20 protein-coding genes and 1 tRNA gene are annotated in these 18,536 nt (G+C 75.8%); 9 read left to right on the top strand and 12 right to left on the bottom strand.

Annotation, left to right across the window (positions count from 1 at the left end; all coding sequences use genetic code 11):
* Together G6556_RS08085 and G6556_RS08080 are read left to right on the top strand one after the other, a co-directional pair.
* Positions 1-1,230, top strand: a 1,230-nt coding sequence (locus tag G6556_RS08085; protein WP_346774779.1) for an MFS transporter, incomplete at its 5' end; no start/stop codon positions are given.
* Positions 1,227-2,321 (top strand): UDP-N-acetylmuramate dehydrogenase, encoded by a 1,095-nt coding sequence (locus G6556_RS08080; RefSeq protein ID WP_166940210.1) that lies wholly within the window; start codon positions 1,227-1,229, stop codon positions 2,319-2,321. The genes G6556_RS08085 and G6556_RS08080, both read left to right, overlap by 4 nt.
* Positions 2,322-2,420: 99 nt before the next feature.
* Here G6556_RS08080 and G6556_RS08075 read toward each other — a convergent pair whose 3' ends face one another.
* The 6 genes from G6556_RS08075 to G6556_RS08050 all read right to left on the bottom strand — a co-directional run bounded on the left by G6556_RS08075 (position 2,421) and on the right by G6556_RS08050 (position 8,596).
* Complete coding sequence (locus tag G6556_RS08075; RefSeq protein WP_166940208.1) at positions 2,421-3,461, bottom strand: adenosine deaminase; 1,041 nt, start codon at positions 3,459-3,461, stop codon at positions 2,421-2,423.
* 71 nt (positions 3,462-3,532) lie between these two features.
* Positions 3,533-4,183, bottom strand: a complete 651-nt coding sequence (locus G6556_RS08070; RefSeq protein ID WP_166940206.1) for a response regulator transcription factor — start codon at positions 4,181-4,183, stop codon at positions 3,533-3,535.
* Entirely contained in the window at positions 4,180-5,481 is a 1,302-nt protein-coding gene (locus G6556_RS20185) for a sensor histidine kinase (protein WP_205693186.1), read from the bottom strand. Before G6556_RS20185 ends, G6556_RS08070 begins: the two co-directional genes overlap by 4 nt.
* A gap of 19 nt (positions 5,482-5,500) precedes the next feature.
* Positions 5,501-6,340: an ABC transporter permease gene (locus tag G6556_RS08060; RefSeq protein ID WP_166940204.1), complete on the bottom strand. Its 840-nt coding sequence runs from the start codon at positions 6,338-6,340 to the stop codon at positions 5,501-5,503.
* Entirely contained in the window at positions 6,337-7,239 is a 903-nt protein-coding gene (locus G6556_RS08055) for an ABC transporter ATP-binding protein (RefSeq protein ID WP_166940202.1), read from the bottom strand. The genes G6556_RS08060 and G6556_RS08055 overlap by 4 nt, the downstream gene beginning before the upstream one ends.
* 121 nt (positions 7,240-7,360) lie before the next feature.
* Positions 7,361-8,596, bottom strand: coding sequence for a pyridoxal phosphate-dependent aminotransferase (locus G6556_RS08050; protein WP_166940200.1), 1,236 nt, complete (start codon positions 8,594-8,596; stop codon positions 7,361-7,363).
* A gap of 186 nt (positions 8,597-8,782) precedes the next feature.
* Between G6556_RS08050 and G6556_RS08045 the strand changes: the two genes are divergently transcribed.
* From G6556_RS08045 to rplA, 5 genes are all read left to right on the top strand, one after another.
* A tRNA-Trp gene (locus tag G6556_RS08045) sits at positions 8,783-8,855 on the top strand.
* Positions 8,856-8,969: 114 nt separating this feature from the next.
* Positions 8,970-9,254: a preprotein translocase subunit SecE gene (gene secE / locus G6556_RS08040; RefSeq protein ID WP_324846972.1), complete on the top strand. Its 285-nt coding sequence runs from the start codon at positions 8,970-8,972 to the stop codon at positions 9,252-9,254.
* Positions 9,255-9,325: 71 nt separating this feature from the next.
* Positions 9,326-10,123: a transcription termination/antitermination protein NusG gene (gene nusG, locus G6556_RS08035; RefSeq protein ID WP_166940196.1), complete on the top strand. Its 798-nt coding sequence runs from the start codon at positions 9,326-9,328 to the stop codon at positions 10,121-10,123.
* A 97-nt stretch (positions 10,124-10,220) separates the two neighbouring features.
* Positions 10,221-10,652 carry a 50S ribosomal protein L11 gene (gene rplK, locus G6556_RS08030; RefSeq protein WP_147795436.1) on the top strand — a complete coding sequence of 144 codons (432 nt, stop codon included), beginning with the start codon at positions 10,221-10,223 and terminating at the stop codon, positions 10,650-10,652.
* A gap of 110 nt (positions 10,653-10,762) precedes the next feature.
* Positions 10,763-11,482 carry a 50S ribosomal protein L1 gene (gene rplA / locus G6556_RS08025; RefSeq protein WP_166940194.1) on the top strand — a complete coding sequence of 240 codons (720 nt, stop codon included), beginning with the start codon at positions 10,763-10,765 and terminating at the stop codon, positions 11,480-11,482.
* Positions 11,483-11,648: 166 nt separating this feature from the next.
* Here the strand turns inward: rplA and G6556_RS08020 are convergent, their stop codons facing one another.
* Both G6556_RS08020 and G6556_RS08015 read right to left on the bottom strand, forming a co-directional pair.
* Complete coding sequence (locus G6556_RS08020) at positions 11,649-12,314, bottom strand: hypothetical protein (RefSeq protein WP_166940192.1); 666 nt, start codon at positions 12,312-12,314, stop codon at positions 11,649-11,651.
* Positions 12,311-12,727 (bottom strand): DUF4383 domain-containing protein, encoded by a 417-nt coding sequence (locus G6556_RS08015; protein ID WP_166940190.1) that lies wholly within the window; start codon positions 12,725-12,727, stop codon positions 12,311-12,313. The genes G6556_RS08020 and G6556_RS08015 overlap by 4 nt, the downstream gene beginning before the upstream one ends.
* A gap of 166 nt (positions 12,728-12,893) precedes the next feature.
* Between G6556_RS08015 and G6556_RS08010 the strand changes: the two genes are divergently transcribed.
* Complete coding sequence (locus tag G6556_RS08010) at positions 12,894-13,187, top strand: MTH1187 family thiamine-binding protein (RefSeq protein ID WP_154730165.1); 294 nt, start codon at positions 12,894-12,896, stop codon at positions 13,185-13,187.
* A 202-nt stretch (positions 13,188-13,389) separates the two neighbouring features.
* Positions 13,390-14,469 (top strand): hypothetical protein, encoded by a 1,080-nt coding sequence (locus G6556_RS08005; RefSeq protein ID WP_166940188.1) that lies wholly within the window; start codon positions 13,390-13,392, stop codon positions 14,467-14,469.
* A gap of 12 nt (positions 14,470-14,481) precedes the next feature.
* On the opposite strand, the gene G6556_RS08000 is transcribed toward G6556_RS08005, so the two are convergent.
* The 4 genes from G6556_RS08000 to G6556_RS07985 all read right to left on the bottom strand — a co-directional run.
* On the bottom strand, positions 14,482-15,450 hold the full coding sequence (locus G6556_RS08000) for an alpha/beta hydrolase (RefSeq protein WP_166940186.1): 969 nt from the start codon (positions 15,448-15,450) through the stop codon (positions 14,482-14,484).
* Positions 15,451-15,480: 30 nt separating this feature from the next.
* Positions 15,481-16,443, bottom strand: a complete 963-nt coding sequence (locus tag G6556_RS07995; RefSeq protein ID WP_166940184.1) for a zinc-binding dehydrogenase — start codon at positions 16,441-16,443, stop codon at positions 15,481-15,483.
* 132 nt (positions 16,444-16,575) lie between these two features.
* Positions 16,576-17,394 (bottom strand): maleylpyruvate isomerase N-terminal domain-containing protein, encoded by an 819-nt coding sequence (locus G6556_RS07990; RefSeq protein WP_166940183.1) that lies wholly within the window; start codon positions 17,392-17,394, stop codon positions 16,576-16,578.
* A 27-nt stretch (positions 17,395-17,421) separates the two neighbouring features.
* Positions 17,422-18,536: homoserine O-acetyltransferase (locus tag G6556_RS07985; protein ID WP_166940181.1), on the bottom strand; the 1,115-nt coding region annotated here is incomplete at its 5' end.

Raw genomic sequence — 18,536 nt, 5'->3', positions numbered from 1 at the left:
AGGCGGTGCGGACGGCCCGCCCCGCGGGCCGTCCGCACCGCCTCGGTCGCGGTGTTCCTGGTGTTCGCCCTGTCCGGGTTCAACTTCTCGAGCTGGGCGGCGCGGCTGCCCGCGGTCCGGGACTCGCTCGGGCTGTCCGAGGCGCAGATGGGCCTGCTGCTGCTCGTCGGGTCCTGCGGGTCGCTCGTCGCGCTGCCGCTGTCCGGCCTGGTCGTGACCCGGATCGGCGCGGTGAAGGCGGTCGCCGGCTTCGCGCTGCTCAACGCCGCCGGCCTGTCGATCGCGACGTTCGGCGCCGCGGCGGGCGAGGTGGTCGTGACGGCCGCGGGCCTGGTGGTGTTCGGCGTCGGCACCGGCGTCTGGGACGCCGCCATGAACCTCGAGGGCGCGATCGTCGAGCAGCGGCTCGGGAAGACGGTCATGCCGCGGTACCACGCGGGCTTCTCGCTCGGCACCGTGGTGGCCGCGGGCATCGCCGCCCTGGTCGCCGCCGCGCACGTGCCGGTCCAGGTGCACGTCCCCGTGGCGGTGCTGCTGTCCTCGGTCGCGGTGCTCGTCGCCGTCCGCTCGTTCCTGCCGGCGGGGCAGCACGCGCCGGCGGGCGAGGGTGCCGCGCAGCACGCCCCGCGGTCCGTGTTCGCCGCGTGGCTGGAGCCCCGCACGCTGCTCATCGGCCTCGTCGTCCTGGCCGCCGCGCTCACCGAGGGCGCCGGCAACGACTGGCTGAGCCTCGCGGTGGTGGACGGGTTCGACCGGTCCGACGCGGTGGGGGCGATCTCGTTCGGCGTCTTCGTCACCGCGATGACCGTCATGCGGTTCCTCGGCACCGCGCTGCTCGACCGGTTCGGCCGGGTCGCGGTCCTGCGGCTGTGCGCGGGTCTGGCGCTGGTGGGCCTGCTGGTGTTCGGCCTCGTCCCGGACGACCTGCTGTGGCTCGCGCTCGTCGGCGCCGTGCTGTGGGGCATGGGCGCGGCGCTCGGCTTCCCGGTCGGGATGAGCGCGGCGAGCGACGACCCGGTGCACGCCGCCGCCCGGGTGTCCGTGGTGTCGACCATCGGCTACTCGGCGTTCCTGGCCGGGCCGCCGCTGCTCGGCCTGCTCGCGCACGAGGTCGGGTACCGGCACGCGCTGCTCGCCATCGCGGTGCCGATCGTCATCGGCCTGCTCGTCGTGAACGCCGCAGCACCGGCGCGGCAGGAGCCCGCGGAGCGGCCTACGCTCGTCCCGTGACCACCGACGTCCAGTCCACGACCTTCAGCGAGCTGACCACCCTCGGGGTGGGCGGGCCCGCGAGCCGGCTCGTGGACACGACCACCGAGGCCGAGCTGATCGACGCGGTGCGCACCGCCGACGCCGAGGGCGTCCCGCTGCTCGTGCTGGGCGGCGGGTCGAACCTGCTGGTGTCGGACGCGGGCTTCGACGGCCTGGTGGTCCGGGACGTCCGGCACGAGCTCACCACGCCCGACCACTCCGCGTGCGCCGGCGTGACCGTGACGGCCGCCGCGGGCACCCCGTGGGACGACGTGGTGGCGCACGCCGCCGCGCACCGGCTGAAGGGCATCGAGGCGCTGTCCGGCATCCCCGGGTCCACCGGCGCGACGCCGGTGCAGAACGTCGGGGCGTACGGCCAGGAGGTCTCGCAGACGATCGCGACCGTGCGGGTCTGGGACCGGGTGCGCGGCCGGGTCCGGACGCTGCCGGTCGTCGACCTGCAGTTCGGCTACCGGACGTCGCTGCTCAAGCGGTCGATGCGCGCGCTGCCCGACGCCGCCGACCCGGGCGCGCCCTGGTTCCCGACGCCGCGGTACGTGGTGCTCGACGTGACGTTCCAGCTGCGGGTCGCCGACCTGTCCGAGCCGATCCGGTACGCCGAGCTGGCGCGGGCGCTCGGGATCGCGGTGGGGGAGCGGGCGCCGCTGCCCGAGGTCCGCGCGACCGTGCTCGCCCTGCGCGCGCGCAAGGGCATGGTGCTCGACCCGACGGACCCGGACACCCGGTCGGCCGGGTCGTTCTTCACCAACCCGGTGCTGACGGAGGCGGAGGCCGCCGAGCTGCCCGAGGACGCGCCGCGGTTCCCCGCGGGCGAGGGCCTGGTCAAGACGAGCGCGGCGTGGCTGATCGAGCAGTCCGGCTTCGCGAAGGGCTACGGCCTGCCGGGGCCGGCGGCGCTGTCCACCAAGCACACGCTGGCGCTGACGAACCGCGGCGGCGCGAACGCCGGCGACCTCCTGACGCTGGCGCGCACGGTCCGGGACGGCGTGACGCAGCGGTTCGGCGTCGTCCTGGAGCCCGAGCCGGTCCTGGTCGGCACCGACCTCTGACACCGGCGCCCACACGCCGAGATGGCAACTCTCGGCTGCGAGGTGGCGCGGCGAGGCAGCCGAGAGTTGCCATCTCGGCGGAGGTGCGGCCGCGGTTGGTCAACCCGCCGGTTGCGCAACCGGGTCGGTGGCCAGCCACGCGTCGACGCCGGCGAGCAGGCGGGACTTCGAGCCGTCGGAGGCCCGGCTCGCCCGGATCGACGCCCGCGCCAGGTCGGCGAGCTCGGCGTCGGTGAACCCGTGCACGTCGCGCGCCGTGGCGTACTGCTCGACCAGCCGGGACCCGAACAGCAGCGGGTCGTCCGCGCCCAGGGCCACCGTCGCGCCCGCGTCGACCAGCCGGCGCAGCGGCACGTCCTCGGGGCGGCGGTAGACGCCGAGCGACACGTTCGACGCCGGGCACACCTCCAGGGCGATCCCGCGGTCGACGATCCGGCGCAGCAGCGCGCCGTCCTCCGCCGACCGCACGCCGTGGCCGAGGCGGTCCGGGGCCAGCGTCTCCAGCACGTCCTCGACGTGCGGCGGGCCGAGCAGCTCGCCGCCGTGCGGCACGGACGCCAGGCCCGCGCGTCGCGCGATCGCGAACGCCGGGGCGAACTCCGGGGTCTCGCCGCGGCGCTCGTCGTTGCTCAGGCCGAAGCCGACGACCTCGCCCGGCCCGTCGCCGGCGTACCGTGCCGCCAGCCGCGCCAGGATCCGGGCGTCCAGCGGGTGCCGCATCCGGGACGCCGCCACGATCACGCCGACCTCGACGCCGAGGTCCGCGCTCGCGGACCGGGCCTCGTCCAGCACGATCTCCAGGGCCGGCGTGATGCCGCCGACCGGCGGGGCGTAGGACGTCGGGTCCACCTGGATCTCGAGCCGGCCCGAGCCCTCCGCGGCGTCGTCGGTCGCGGCCTCGCGCACGATCCGGCGCAGGTCGGCCTCGCCGCGGACGCAGGCGCGGGCGGCGTCGTACAGCCGCTGGAACCGGAACCAGCCGCGCTCGTCGGCCGGGACGCGCAGCCCCTCGCCGTCGAGCAGCGTGGCCGGCAGCCGCACGCCGCGCTCGGCGGCCAGGTCGCCCAGGGTCTGCACGCGCATGGACCCGGTGAAGTGCAGGTGCAGGTGAGCCTTCGGGAGCAGGGCCAGGTCGCGCACCCGGCGAGTCTGCCCGATGCGCCTGCGCGGCGCCCGCGACGGCGCGCCGGACCCCGCGCCGGCTCCCGCGCTCAGGGCGCCGGCAGCAGCCCGCGCCGCATCGCCACCGTCACCGCGTGCGTGCGGTCGTCGACGCCGAGCTTTGCGAACGCCCGCAGCAGGTGCGTCTTCACGGTGGCCTCGGTGATGTACAGCTCCCGGCCGACGGCGGCGTTCGACAGCCCGCGCGCCACCCCGGCCAGCACCTCGAGCTCGCGCGCCGTCAGCCGCTCGCCCTCGCCGCGCATCTGCTGGACGAGCCGCGACGCGACCGACGGCGAGAGCGCCGACTCCCCGCGGGCGGCGCCGCGCACGCCCGCCACGAGCTGGTCGCGCGGGGTGTCCTTGAGCAGGTAGCCGGTGGCGCCGGCCTCGACGGCGCGCAGGATGTCGGCGTCGGTCTCGTAGGTGGTGAGCACCAGCACCCGCACGCCGGGCAGCTCGGCGACGATCCGGGCCGTCGCGGCGGCGCCGTCGAGCACCGGCATCCGCAGGTCCATCAGCACCAGGTCCGGGCGCAGCGCCCGCGCGGCCTCGACCGCCGCGGCGCCGTCGGCCGCCTCGCCGACCACCTCGACGTCCGGCTCGACGGTGAGCATGCCGACCAGCCCGGACCGCACCACGGGGTGGTCGTCGGCGACCAGCACCCGCACCCTGGCCCGGTCCTGCTCCTGCGCGGTCACGCCGCCCCCGTCCCCGGGCCGCCGAGCGGCCCCTCGTCGTCGCGCAGCGGCATCGCCAGCCGCACCCGCGTCCCGCGGCCGGGCTCCCCGGCCACGTCGAGCGTCCCGCCGCCGGCGGTGACGCGCTCCCGCATCCCGCGCAGCCCGACGCCCTCGGCGGTGCCGGGCGCCAGTCCCTGCCCGTCGTCCAGCACCTCGAGCGCGAGGGTCCCGTCGTCCCGCACCAGCCGGAGCAGCACCCGGCGGGCGCCCGCGTGCTTGCGGACGTTCGCCAGCGCCTCCTGCGCAGCCCGGAGCAGGACGACCTCGGTGTCCCGGTCGGGGGCGCCGGCGTCGCCGAGCACGACCTCGACGCGCACCCCGGTCTCGGCCTGGAACCGCTCGGCCAGCCGTTCCAGCGCCTCGGCGAGCGTGGCGTCGGCCAGGGCGGCGGGCCCGAACGCGGCGACCAGCGCCCGCGCCTCGGCGAGGTTCTCCCGGGCGACCCGCTCCACCTGGTCCAGCCGGTCCCGCGCCAGGTCGCCCCGTCCGGCGTCGAGCTGGGCCTGCGCGGTCTGCGCCAGCATCACCACGCTGGTGAACCCCTGGGCGAGCGTGTCGTGGATCTCCTGCGCCATCCGCTCCCGCTCGGCGAGCACGCCCGCGGCGTGGTTGCTCGCGGCGAGCTGCGCCTGGGCGGACTCGAGCTGCTCCAGCAGCCAGGCGCGCTCCTCCGACCGCTCGGCGACCCGGGTGATCCAGACCCCGAGCGCCAGCGAGAAGATCAGGCCGACGGCCATCTGCGCGGCCAGCACCACCAGGTCGCGCGCCGAGGGGTCCTCGCCGGCCGCGAACGCCGCCGTGGCGATCGCGGCGCACGAGGAGACCGCCAGCACGACGGACGCCACGACGCCCTCCCGCATCGAGGCGGCGAAGAACCACACCTGCGAGAAGCCGACGAACAGCAGGATCGAGCCGATGGTGCTGACCCCGCTGCACAGCGAGACCACCACCACGAGCACGACCAGGTACGCCCGGGTGAGCCGGACGTCACCGGCCTGGGCGCCGCGCCGGCCGACCAGGACGTAGGCCAGCAGGAGCAGGGTCAGCCCGCCGAGCGCCGCCCAGGTCCCGCCGTCCGGCGGGAAGGTGTCCGCGACCGTGAGGATCGAGATCGCGCTGATCGCCAGGAGCGCGTAGAACGCCGCGTCCCAGCCCGCCAGGGCCCGGCGCCAGAACAGGGTCCGCTCGGCCTCCGCGCGCGCGCCGCCGGGGGCCGGGGCCGCAGCCCCGTCCCCCGGTCGCGCGTCGCTGGTCACGGGCCCAGTCTGGCGCAGGTCAGCCGTCGTCACGCCGCCGCCACCGGAACGTCCGCACCCCGACCACGAGGCCGACGACCAGCCAGGCCAGCAGCACCGCCGCGGTCGCGCCGTGCTGCCAGGACCCCGACGGCTCCAGGGACGCCGCCTCGTCCGGCAGGAACACGGACCGCATGCCCTGGGCCATCCACTTCAGCGGGAACACCGACGCCACCTGCTGCATCCAGGACGGCAGGTCGTAGAAGGCGAAGAACACCCCGGAGATGAACTGCAGCACCAGCACGACCGGCGTCACCACCGCGCTCGCCGACCGGCCGGACCGCGGCAAGGACGAGAAGCCGACCCCGCACACCGCGCCGGCCGCGACGCCGAGCACGAACACCCACGCGAACGTCGCCCACCCGGAGGCGTCGGGCATGTCGACGTCGAACAGCAGCGCGGCGACGGCGAGCAGCAGCCCCACCTGGACCACGGAGACGACCAGCACCTGGCCGACCTTCCCCAGGAAGTACGCCGCGGGCGGCAGCGGGGTGCCGCCGAGCCGCTTGAGGCCGCCCTCGTCGCGCTCGACCGGGATCGAGATCGCCAGCGACTGGAACGACGACAGCAGCACGCCGGTCGCGATCATGCCCGGCAGGAAGTACTGCGCGAACGGCACCCCGTCGGCGACCTCCGCGCCGTCCTGGCCGAACACCGTGGCGAAGATCGCCAGCATGATGATCGGGTACGCGAAGATGAAGATGATCGCGTCCCGCTCGCGGAAGAACCCGCGGATCTCGTAGCGGGCCCGGTCGACGCCGAGGCGCAGCGTGCCGGGCAGCCGGCCGGCCGCAGTCCGGTCCAGGGTCGTGGTGCTCATCGCGCGGCCTCCGTCGTCGCCAGGGCGGGCCGGGCCGCCGGGGTGCTGTCCTCGTCGTCCGCGATCAGCCCGAGGTAGACGTCCTCGAGCGTCGGGCGGACGACCTGCAGGCCGGGCACCTCGCCGCCGAGCCGGGCGCCGAGCGCCGCGACCAGCGCCGTCGGGGAGTCCGTCCGCTCCGAGCGGGGTGCGCCGCCCTCGGTCCACCGGACGACGGCCTGCCGGGCCGAGCGCCCGCCCAGGTCCGCCGGGGTGTCGACCGCGACCACCCGGCCGGACCGGACCACCGCGACCCGGTCGGCCAGGTGCTCGGCCTCCTCCAGGTAGTGCGTGGTCAGCAGGATCGTCGTGCCGCCGTCCCGCAGACCGGAGACCAGGTCCCAGAACGCGTGCCGGGCCTCGGGGTCGAAGCCGGTCGTCGGCTCGTCCAGGAACAGCAGCTCGGGTCGCCCGACGATGCCGAGCGCGACGTCGAGCCGGCGCCGCTGCCCGCCGGACAGCTGCCGGGTGCGGGTCCGCGCCTTCTCGCGCAGGCCGACCGCCTCGATGACCTCCTCGGGGTCCCGCGGGTCGGGGTAGTACCGGGCGAAGTGGTGCACGAGCTCGGAGACCGTCGCCTCGGCGAGGTCGTTCGTGCCCTGCAGCACGATGCCGATCCGCGCCCGCCACTCGCGGCCCGCGGTCTGCGGGTCCCCGCCGAGGACCCGGACGTCGCCGCCGTCCCGGTGCCGGTAGCCCTCGAGGATCTCCACGGTGGTCGTCTTGCCCGCCCCGTTCGGGCCGAGCACGGCGACGATCTCGCCGCGGGCGACCGTGAGGTCGAGCCCGTCGACGGCGCGCTTCTCGCCGTACCGCTTCTGCAGGCCGGTCACCCGGACCGCCAGGTCGCTGTCGTCCATGGCAGCCAGCCTGGCGCGCGGCGGTGCCGCGGCGGGACGACCGGGGGACGGGACCGCCCGTCCACCGATCGGTGGACGGGCGGGTCAGCCGGGGTGCGTCGCGCGGGCCGGGCGGCGGCTCTCAGCCCTCGGCGAGCAGCGCCTGGATGCGGCCGACGCCCTCGGCGAGGTCCGCGTCGCCCAGGGCGTAGGACAGCCGGAGGTACCCGCTCGGGCCGAACGCCTCGCCCGGGACGACCGCGACCTCGGCCTGGTCGAGCAGCAGCGCGGCCAGCTCGGCGGAGGTGGTCGGCGTGACGCCGCGGAACGTGCGGCCGAGCAGCCCGTGCACCGCCGGGTACGCGTAGAACGCGCCCTGCGGGGCGGGGATGACGACGCCGTCGATCTCGCCCAGCATCGACACCATGGTCCGGCGGCGGCGGTCGAACGCCTCCCGCATCGCGGCGACGGCGGACAGGTCCCCGGTCAGCGCCGCGACCGCGGCCTGCTGGGACACGTTGGCGACGTTGGACGTCAGGTGCGACTGCAGGTTGGTCGCGGCCTTCACGACGTCCGACGGGCCCACGAGCCAGCCCACCCGCCAGCCGGTCATCGCGTACGTCTTGGCGACGCCGTTCAGCACGACGGTGGTGTCCGCGAGCTCCGGGACGGCGGACAGCATCGGCGTCGCCACCGCGCCGTCGTACGTGAGGTGCTCGTAGATCTCGTCGGTGACGACCCAGACGCCGTGCTCGAGGGCCCAGCGGCCGATCTCGGCGGTCTCCTCCGGGGTGTAGACCGCGCCGGTCGGGTTGGACGGCGAGCAGAACAGCAGCACCTTGGTGCGCGGGGTGCGCGCGGCCTCGAGCTGCTCGACGGTGACCTTGTAGCCCTGGTCGACGCCGGCGATCACCTCGACGGGCACGCCGCCGGCCAGCCGGATCGCCTCGGGGTAGGTGGTCCAGTACGGGCCGGGGAGCAGCGCCTCGTCGCCCGGGTCGAGCAGCGTGGCGAACGCCTGGTAGACGGCCTGCTTGCCGCCGTTGGTCACGAGGACGTCGGCGGGGGAGATCTCGTACCCGGAGTCGCGCAGCGTCTTGGCCGCGATCGCCTCCTTGAGCGCGGGCAGCCCGCCGGCGGGGGAGTAGCGGTGGTTCGCGGGGTTCCGCGCGGCGGCGACGGCGGCCTCGACGACGTAGTCGGGCGTCGGGAAGTCCGGCTCGCCGGCGCCGAAGCCGATCACCGGCCGCCCGGCGGCCTTCAGGGCCTTGGCCTTCGCGTCGACCGCCAGCGTGGCGGACTCGGCGATGCCCCCGACGCGCGCGGACACGCGGCGGGTCGACGCGGACGGGGCGGGCTGGGGGGCTGGCGCGCTCACGGCGCCATCCTCGCAGACGGGGCGGCGCCGGCGCAGGGGACGTCCGCGGCGGCGCGCGTCACAGCGGCAGGGTCCCGGGGCGGTTCGACCCCGGCCCGCGCGTCGCGTACAGTGGTCCCTCGGTGGTTGACGTCCACCATGATGAGCCGCGCCCGCGAGGGAGGCTCACCAGGACGCCGCCGCCGTAGGGTAGTGGCGCAATTGGTAGCGCACCGGTCTCCAAAACCGGCGGTTGCGAGTTCGAGTCTCGCCTGCCCTGCGCGTGTGGTCACGGACCGCGCGGCCCACCCGGGGACCTCCCGGGGCGCGGCCGCCGGACGACATGAGGCGCCCGGCGACGGCCGGCGTCGCGAGACGTAGGGGAATCGATCAGGTGAGCGACTCGGCACCCGTGGCGGCGTCCGACGCGGGCGAGCCCGCGGAGCGGACCGGCGGCAAGAAGGCCGCCCGCCCGGAGAAGAAGCGCGGCCTGTTCGCCCGGATCGCCCTGTTCGTCCGCCAGGTCGTGGCGGAGCTCAAGAAGGTCGTCCGCCCGACCCGCAACGAGCTGGTGACCTACACCGGTGTCGTGCTCGTCTTCGTGGCCGTCGTGATGGCGTTCGTGACGATCGTGGACTTCGGCATCGGCAAGGCCACGTTCTGGATCTTCGGGGGCTGAGCGCCCACGGCGCCCCCGCCGGGCGCACGTCCCCTCAGCACCACCTTCCGCAGCAGAAAGCAGGTTCGCCCGTGTCGCAGGAATCGCAGGAGCCCGGTCTGGGTGCCGCCGAGTCCGAGCTCGACGACGCCCTGGCGTCGGTCGAGGCGGTCGAGGCCCCGGCCGCCGGCGAGCCCGCGGACGAGGTCGACGCCGACTCCGGCGAGGGCGAGGCGCCCGCGGCCGAGGTCGAGGAGGCCGACGAGGTCGAGGACGTCGACGTCGACGTCGACGAGGACCCGGTCGCCGCGTTCAAGGCGCAGCTGAAGTCGCAGTTCGGCGACTGGTACGTCATCCACTCCTACGCGGGCTACGAGAACCGCGTGAAGACGAACCTCGAGAACCGCATCCAGAGCCTCAACATGGAGGACTTCATCTTCCAGGTGGAGGTCCCCATGGAGGAGGTCGTCGAGATCAAGAACGCGCAGCGCAAGGTCGTGCGCCGCGTCCGGATCCCCGGCTACGTCCTCGTGCGCATGGACCTCACCGACGAGTCGTGGGGCGCCGTCCGGCACACCCCGGGCGTCACGGGCTTCGTGGGCCACACCCACCAGCCGGTCCCGCTGACCCTCGACGAGGTGTTCTCCATGCTGGCGCCGACGATCGAGGCCAAGGCCCCGTCCGCCGCCCCGCAGCAGAAGGCGTCCGCGCCGATCGAGGTCGACTTCACGGTCGGCGAGTCGGTCACCGTCACCGACGGCCCGTTCGACACGCTGCCGGCGACGATCTCCGAGATCAGCCCCGAGAACCAGAAGCTCAAGGTCCTCGTCTCCATCTTCGGCCGGGAGACCCCGGTCGAGCTGTCGTTCAGCCAGGTCGCCAAGATCTGAGCCGCCCGCCCCGCCGCACGCGGGGCGCGGTCGGACGCAGCACTGCAACCGGGTCATCGCCCACGGCGTCGGCCCACGAGAGAAGAAAGGGTGGCTCATGCCCCCGAAGAAGAAGGTCACCGGCCTCATCAAGCTCCAGATCAACGCCGGTGCGGCGACCCCCGCCCCGCCGATCGGTCCGGCGCTGGGTCAGCACGGTGTCAACATCATGGAGTTCTGCAAGGCCTACAACGCGGCCACCGAGTCGCAGCGCGGCAACGTGATCCCGGTGGAGATCACGGTCTACGAGGACCGTTCCTTCACCTTCATCACGAAGACCCCGCCGGCCGCGGAGCTCATCAAGAAGGCCGCCGGTGTCGCGAAGGGCTCGCCCACGCCGCACACGGTCAAGGTCGCGACGCTGACCGCGGACCAGGTCCGCGAGATCGCCTCGACCAAACTCGAGGACCTGAACGCCAACGACCTCGCCGCCGCCGAGAAGATCATCGCCGGCACCGCGCGCTCGATGGGCATCAAGGTCGAGGGCTGATCCCCCCGACCGACTGATCGACCGCCCGCCCCGGGACCTCCGGGGCGGGCGACCCAGTGGCAGGGCCCTGTGCGGCCCGACGACCACGACTGCTGAAGGAGAGAGAGCAGATGGCGAAGCACAGCAAGGCGTACCGCGCCGCGGCCGAGAAGATCGAGGCCGGCACCACCTACAACCCGCTGCAGGCGGTCCGCCTCGCGCAGGCCACGTCGACCACGAAGTACGACGCGACCGTCGAGGTCGCGATGCGCCTCGGTGTCGACCCGCGCAAGGCCGACCAGATGGTCCGCGGCACGGTCAACCTGCCGAACGGCACGGGCAAGACCGCCCGCGTCATCGTCTTCGCGACCGGTGAGCGTGCCGAGCAGGCCCGCGCCGCCGGTGCGGACGAGGTCGGCGGCGACGAGCTGATCGAGAAGGTCGCGGCCGGGTACACCGACTTCGACTCCGCGGTCGCGACCCCGGACCTCATGGGCAAGGTCGGCCGCCTCGGCAAGGTGCTCGGTCCGCGTGGCCTCATGCCGAACCCGAAGACCGGCACCGTGACGATGGACGTGGCCAAGGCCGTGTCCGACATCAAGGGCGGCAAGATCGAGTTCCGCGTCGACAAGCACGCGAACCTGCACTTCATCATCGGCAAGACGTCGTTCTCCGACGTCCAGCTGGTGGAGAACTACGCCGCGGCGCTCGAGGAGATCCTGCGTCTGAAGCCGTCCGCGTCGAAGGGTCGCTACATCACCAAGGCGACCATCTCGACCACGAACGGCCCCGGCATCCTGGTCGACCAGAACAAGACCCGGAACCTCACCTCGGAGGACGAGGCGGCCTGAGCCACCTCCCCCGTACGCGAGAGGCCCGGCACCCCTGAGGGGGTGCCGGGCCTCTGGCGTACGACGGGTCGCACGTGAAGCCGCGCGGCGTCGGGGGAGCCGTCCCTGCCGACGCCGCGCGGCGGTCGTGGGCGCCAGACCCGGGGGCCCGGCGCGGTGGGTAGTGCTAGTGGCCCGCGTGCCCGGTCTCGGCCGGGAGGCCGTGCGAGCCGTGCGGGACCGCGTGGGCGCCCGCCTCGGTCGCGGCGAGCCCGGGCACGGTCACCAGGGCGACCAGCAGGGCGCCGGCCGCGAGGGTGCCCGCCTGCCCGGCGCCGCCGGGCGCGCGCCGGTGCGGCCGCGGGTCGGCCGCGGAGCGCTGCCCCACGGCCAGCAGGATCCCGACGCCGAGCGCGAGCACCAGCGCCGCGCCCTCGGCCGCCGTGGTGGCCGTGCCGGTCAGCGGCGCGCTGAGCAGGACACCCGGCCCGGTCGCCAGGGCGGCGCCGGCGGCCGCACGCGCTGCCGGGGCGGGACCGCGGAGGGCGAGGACGCCCCAGCCGATCGCCACCAGCCCGACTGCGGCGAGCGCGACGCCCACCGCGAGGTGGTGCGCCAGGTGCCCCGCGCCGATGCCGCACGCCACGAGGCCGAGCCCGAGGGCGCCGAGCGCCGCCCACTGCCGGACGAACGCCTGGACGGCGCCCTCGGGGGACCCGGTGCCCGCGGCGGCCGGCGCCCGCACGCCCGCCGCCGGGGCGACGTCGCCCGCCGGCCGCGCGGGACCGTGCGTGCGGCCGACGAGCAGCCCCCGCGCCGGACCGGGCGCGCGGCCGGCGAGCGACCCGCTCACGCCCGGCGCGCCGCGGCCGGGGCGGTGGCGGCGCGGTCCGCGCCCAGGCCGACGCCGAGCAGCAGGATCGCGCTGGCGAAGTGCAGCACGTTGTCCGCGCCGTTCAGGGCGAGGATGTTCGCCGACGAGCCGACCAGGAACAGCCCCAGCAGGCCGACCAGCAGGTACACCGCGCCGACGGTGGTGTTCACGGCGCGCGCGGCCTTCACCGACGACAGGGCGGCACCCAGCAGGGCGGCGCCGATCGCCAGGTGCACGATGTTGTGCAGGGGGTTGACCTCGAAGAAGATCAGCGTCCCGCCCTCGGTGCCCGCGAAGTCCGCGCCGGAGCTGACGAAGAAGCCCGCGATCCCGACGAGCAGGTAGACGGCGCCGAAGATCCCGCCGACGAGGCGGTTGGCAGACTGGCCCATGGTGATCTCTCCTCCCGGGGTTGCGTCCCCGCTGACGTGGCGCACGAGGTGTGCGCTGCAGGGGGTTCGGAGCCCCCGGCGGCGCGGATGGGTCCGACCTGCGGGTGAAGCCCGCACCCGTCCGGGGGCTGGACGGACCCGGGGGGCGTGCACCAGGGTGGGAGGCATGCTCGTGGCGTTCTCCGTGTCCCCGCTCGGTGCGGGTGAGTCCGTGACCGAGGCCGTCGCCGACGCCGTGCGCGTGGTCCGGGAGTCCGGCCTGCCGCACCGGACGGACGCGATGTTCACCACGATCGAGGGCGAGTGGGACGAGTGCATGGACGTGGTGAAGCGCGCGTCCGAGGCGGTCGGCCGGCACGCCGGCCGCGTGAGCCTGGTCCTGAAGGCGGACATCCGGCCGGGGCGCACCGGCGAGCTGACGGGCAAGGTCGAGCGGTTGGAGGAGCACCTGTCCGCGTGACCGGGCGCGCGTCCGGCCGCGGGCCGGGGCGCTCCGGCGTGGACATCTCGTGCAGATGGGCGGCGCCGGTGCCCGGTGCGGTCCGGGCGGTGGAAGACTTCCGCGGGGTGGAGCGCCCGGCGGTGCCGGGTGCCGAGCAGCGGCGCCTGCGGCGCGGTGGGACGGTCCGGCGGTGGGCCGCGGGAAGGGATGCAGCGGACTGATGGCGATCTTCGAGCTCGACGGCGGCCACGGGACCCTCGTCCAGCCGATGCGGCCCCGGGCCGACGCGTTCGAGGCCGACTCGTCCGCGCTGGTGGCGGAGCACGTGTCGGACCTCCTGGGCGAGCAGGTGCTGACCGTCCGCGAGGGTGCCCGGGGCGGCCCCCACCTGCTGGCGCTGGACGCGGCCTCGCGACCCGTCGTGGTCGAGGTCGTGCAGCTGCTGGACGAGGCCGGCCTGGTGCGCGCGCTGCGGCACGCCGGCGGTGCGGCCCGGCTGAGCCGGGCGGACCTGGCGCGGGTCTACCGCGGCGGCCCCGAGGCGTTCGAGGCGGACCTCGCCGTGTTCCGGGACCGCGCCCCGGTGCTGCAGTCGCAGGGTCCGGCGCGGCCGGGCGCGCGCCTGGTCGTCGTGTGCGCGGACGTCGCGGACGACGTGCTGGAGGCGGTCGACCACGTGACGGCGGGCGGCGGCGTCGAGGTGCTGCGGCTGGGCGTGACCCAGGGTCCCGGCGGGCGCCGCTACCTGGACGTGTCCCCGCTGCGCGCGACGCCGGGCGAGCGGCGCGCGGTCGAGCCCGGTCCCCGGACCGGCGCGGTGCCGATCACCGAGGGCCGGACGGCGACGTCCGGCGGGCACCGCGGCACCGCGCCGACCGACCCCACGCCGGTCGTCCGGCCGGACGACGACGCCGAGCACCACCGGCACGCCGCACCCGTCGCGGAGCCGCGGCCGGCGCCGCGCACCGACGAGACCACGCTGATCCCGCCGGTCGTCGACGACGTCCCCGCCCCGCGCGACGGCGACGCCCCGGCGTCCGAGCCGCTGCCGGAGCTGGAGGCGCTGGCCGCCGCGGAGCGCCGCGACCTGGAGCTCGTGTGGCACCGGGTGCGCCGCAACCAGCGGCTGGTGGCGACGCTCCGGGTGGACGGGCTCATCGAGCTCGAGGACGGCAGCGTGCACGCCGACCCGAGCAGCGCCGCGACCGCGGCCGCCGACCTGGAGCGCCCGGCGGACGGCTGGCGGGTGTGGCGGTTCGGCGAGGACGGCCCGACGCTCGGCGAGGCCGTCGGCGCCTGACGCGCCGGCCGGTCACGACCAGCCGTACGCCGCCGTCCACCGGCTGATCTCGGCGTACAGCCGCGCCCGGACCGGTGCGGGCGACAGCGTGAGGTCGTGCAGCCCGCCCGCGATCCGCACCACCGAGACCACCGGGCCGAGCTGCACCGCCCGCCGCGCCAGCAGCTCGACGTCGAGCACCACGTCCGCGGCGCGCATGTCCTCGCTCCACCGCGGGCTGATGACGGTCCGGGCGGACGCCAGCATGAGCACCGGGACCGGGATGTGCAGGCCGCGGGCCACCTCGGCGTGCCCGGCCATGACCGCCGCGAGCCAGCCGGCCCGCACCGGGAACGACGGCACCGGCCGCCAGGCGTCGTCGTAGGTCCACTCGCCGCCGTCCGCGGCCCGCAGCGTGCGGCCGTAGAACCCCGGGTCGATGTTCGGCAGCGGCGCCTTGGGCTGCAGCCGGGCCAGCCGGGCGATCGCGGGCGCGCTCACGTGCCGGACGACCGCGGCGCCCTGCAGCTCCAGCCACGGGGAGTTGAGCACCAGCCCGTGCACCCGGCCGGGGTGCCGGTTCGCCCAGAGCACGCTGATCAGCCCGCCGGTCGAGTGGCCCATGATCATGACCCGCGCGAACCGCCCGAGGTCGCGGTGCACCTGGTCGAGCGCGGCCTCGATCTCCTCGTCGTAGGTGCGCAGGTCGTCGACGTAGCCCGGGGTCTGGTGCGGCCGGAGGCTGCGGCCGTACTTGCGCAGGTCGAGCGCGTAGAACGCCGCCCCCTGCGCGTGCCAGAACTCCGCGAGCCCGGTCTGGAAGAAGTAGTCGGACCAGCCGTGCACGTAGAGCACCGCGCGGGACGGCCGCAGCGGCTCGGGCGTCGGCGGGGCGTACCGGACGAGGCTGGCGACGACCTCGCCCTCGTCGTCGGGTGCCAGGTCGATCGTCCGGACCCGGTAGTCCTCGCCCAGGACGTCCTCGCGCCACCGGCCGGCCATCGCACGCCCCCTCGTGGACCCCTCGGCCCGTCAGACCTCCGCGACGACCTTGCCGAACTGCTCGCCGCGCGCCAAGCGTGCCAGGCCCTCGCCGACCCGGGCCAGGGGGACGGTCGAGTCGACGACCGGCCGGACGCCGGTCCGCGCGAGGAACGCGAGCAGCTGCTCCAGGTCCTGCTTCGTGCCCATCGTGGCCCCGAGGACCGCGATCTCCAGGAAGAACACCCGCTGGATCTCCATGGCCGCGGGGTCCCCGGTGGTGGCCCCCGCGACGACGATCGTGCCGCCCGGCCGCACGGACCGCACCGAGTGCGACCACGTCGCGGCGCCGACGGTCTCGATCACGAGGTCGACCCGGACCGGCAGCCGCTCGCCGGGTCCGACCGCCCCCGCGGCGCCGAGCTCCAGCGCCCGCGCGCGCCGCGCCTCGTCCCGGCTGGTCACCCACACCTCCAGCCCGGCCGCGGCGGCGAGCCGGATCGCGGCCGTGGCCACGCCGCCGCCCGCGCCCTGGACCAGCACCCGCTGCCCGGGCTGGGCCCGGCCGGTCACGAACAGCATCCGGTAGGCCGTCAGCCAGGCGGTCGGCACGCACGCGGCCTCGACGAACGACAGCTCCGCAGGCTTGGCGACGAGGTTCCACGTGGGGACCGCGACCCGCTCGGCGATCGTGCCCGGGTAGCGCTCGGACAGCAGCGACCGCGGCTCGGCGGGCCCGACGCCGTGGCCGGACGCGCCGCCGACCACCGCGTGCAGGACGACCTCGCGCCCGTCACCGGTGACGCCGGCGCCGTCGGTGCCGAGCACCATCGGCAGCTGCTCGGGCTTCAGGCCGACGCCGCGCAGCGACCACAGGTCGTGCTGGTTCAGGGCCGCCGCGCGCACGTCGACGGTCGTCCAGTGCTCGCGGACCGGCGGCTCGGGGTGCTCCCCGACGGTCAGCCCCGCCAGGGGGTCGTCGGGCGAGAACCGGGTGACCATCGCGGCGAGCATGCTCCCGACCCTAGCCCCGGCTGCGCACCCGCCCCCGGGACCCGTCGAGATGGCAACTCTCGGCTGCGCACGCGCACCCGCGCACAGCCGAGAGTTGCCATCTCGGCGAGGAGGACGCTCGGGACCGGCGGCTCACAGGACCGGGAGCATCCGGCCCAGGTCCGGGACCGAGTCGGAGGTGAACCGCGGCGCGAGCGCCGCCGCCAGGACGTCCACGTCGTACGGCACCCGGCCGGCGGCCAGCCGCACCCAGGTCAGCGGCTGCACGACGTCGAGGTCCCAGCCGCCGCGGGCCTGCACGATGCGGAGCAGCTCGGTGGCCACGAGGTCGAGCGCGTCGCCGTCGAGCGGCCCGGCGGAGGTGACGCCGTCGCCGAGCCCGCCCTGGGGGCCGAGCCCGCCCGGCACCCCGGGCAGCGGGCCGATGCCGGTGCCGAGCTCCGCGCGCGAGCCGGGCGCGGCGCCGCGGGCCCGGGCGAGCGAGCGCTGCAGGTCGTCGGCGTGCACGACGAGCTCGGTGATCCGGGACGCCAGCATCGTGGACAGCAGGACCGGGCCGCGGCGGGCCTGCACGACGCGGTCCTCGGGCCCGAGGTCGTCGGCCCTGCGCAGCGCGCGCTGGACCAGCGCGTCGACGTGCCGCAGCGGGTCGTCGGCGATCTCGGCCGCGAGCTCCTTCGTGACCCGGTCGATGTCGGCCGCCCGGCCCGCGTACGAGCCGAGGTACTCCGCGAGGCTGAGCGGGACGGTGCCGGCGGGCGCGGGCTCGCACACGGCGAGCGCGTCCATGGCCCGGCCGAGGTGCGCCACGAGCTCCGCGACGCTCCAGCCGTCGAGCACGCTCGCGGCGCGCGCCGTGTCGGCGTCCAGCACGTCGCCCACCCAGTCGCGCAGCGTGCCCCACTGGCGGCGCAGCACCTCGGTGCGCGCGGTCACGTCCCCGGTCCCCATGGGGTCAGCGTGCCAGACGCCGGCGCCTCAGCCCTCCAGGTGCTCGCGCACCAGCGGGCCGAGCTGCTCGTGCTCGATGAGGAACCCGTCGTGCCCGTACGGCGTCCGCAGCGTGCGCAGCGGCCGTGCCCCGGGGACGCCGGCGGCGATCCGCGCGGACTGCTCGGGCAGGAACAGCCGGTCCGAGTCGACCGCGACCACGAGGGTGTCTGCGGTCACCGTGGCGAGCGCCGCCTCGACGCCGCCGCGGTCCCGGCCCAGGTCGTGCGTGATCATCGACCGGGTGAGCACCGCGTAGGTGTTGGCGTCGAACCGGCGCGCGAGCTTGTCGCCGTGGTGGTCGAGGTACGACTGCACGGCGAACCGACCGCCGTCGAGCGGCTCCTCGCCGCCCTGCGGGATCCGGCCGAACCGGGCGTCGAGCTCGGCGGCGCTCCGGTACGTCTGGTGCGCGATCTGCCGGGCCAGGCCGAGGCCGACGTGCGGGCCCTCGCCGTCCGGGGCGTCGTAGTAGTCGCCGCCGCGGAACCGGGGGTCGGCGGTCAGCGCGGTGAGCTGGGTGTGGAACGAGGCGATCTGGTCGCCCGAGGTCTGCGCCGAGGTGGCGATCGCGGCGAGCCGCCGGACGCGGTGCGGGGCGGTGACCGCCCACTCCAGCGCGCGCTGCCCGCCCATCGACGCGCCCACGACCAGCGCCCAGGACCCGATGCCGAGCGCCTCGGCGAGCCGCAGCTCGGCCGCGACCTGGTCGCGGACGGTCAGCTGCGGGAACCGGCTGCCCCACGGGCGGCCGTCGGGCGCGGTGCTCGCCGGGCCGGTGCTGCCCTGGCAGCCGCCGAGCACGTTGGGCGCCACGACGTACCAGCGGTCGGTGTCGATCGGCGCGCCGGGGCCGACGAGCGTCGACCACCAGCCGGGCGTCGGGTGGCCGGGGGCGGCGTCGCCGGTGACGTGCGAGTCGCCGGTGAGCGCGTGCAGCACGAGCACGGCGTTCGAGCCGTCCGGGGCGGGGGTGCCCCAGGTCTCGTAGGCCATCCGGACGTCGGGCAGCCGGCCGCCCGCCTCCAGGTCCAGGGCGCCGAGGTCGACGAACCGGCGCCGGCCGACGGGGTCGCCCTCGCGCCAGGCGGAGGACGCGCGCG

The sequence above is a fragment of the Cellulomonas sp. IC4_254 genome (assembly GCF_011603975.1).
Classification (GTDB): Bacteria; Actinomycetota; Actinomycetes; order Actinomycetales; family Cellulomonadaceae; genus Cellulomonas.
The sequence above is the reverse complement of the archived record's forward strand: the minus strand, read 5'-3'. Positions and strand labels throughout refer to the sequence as shown.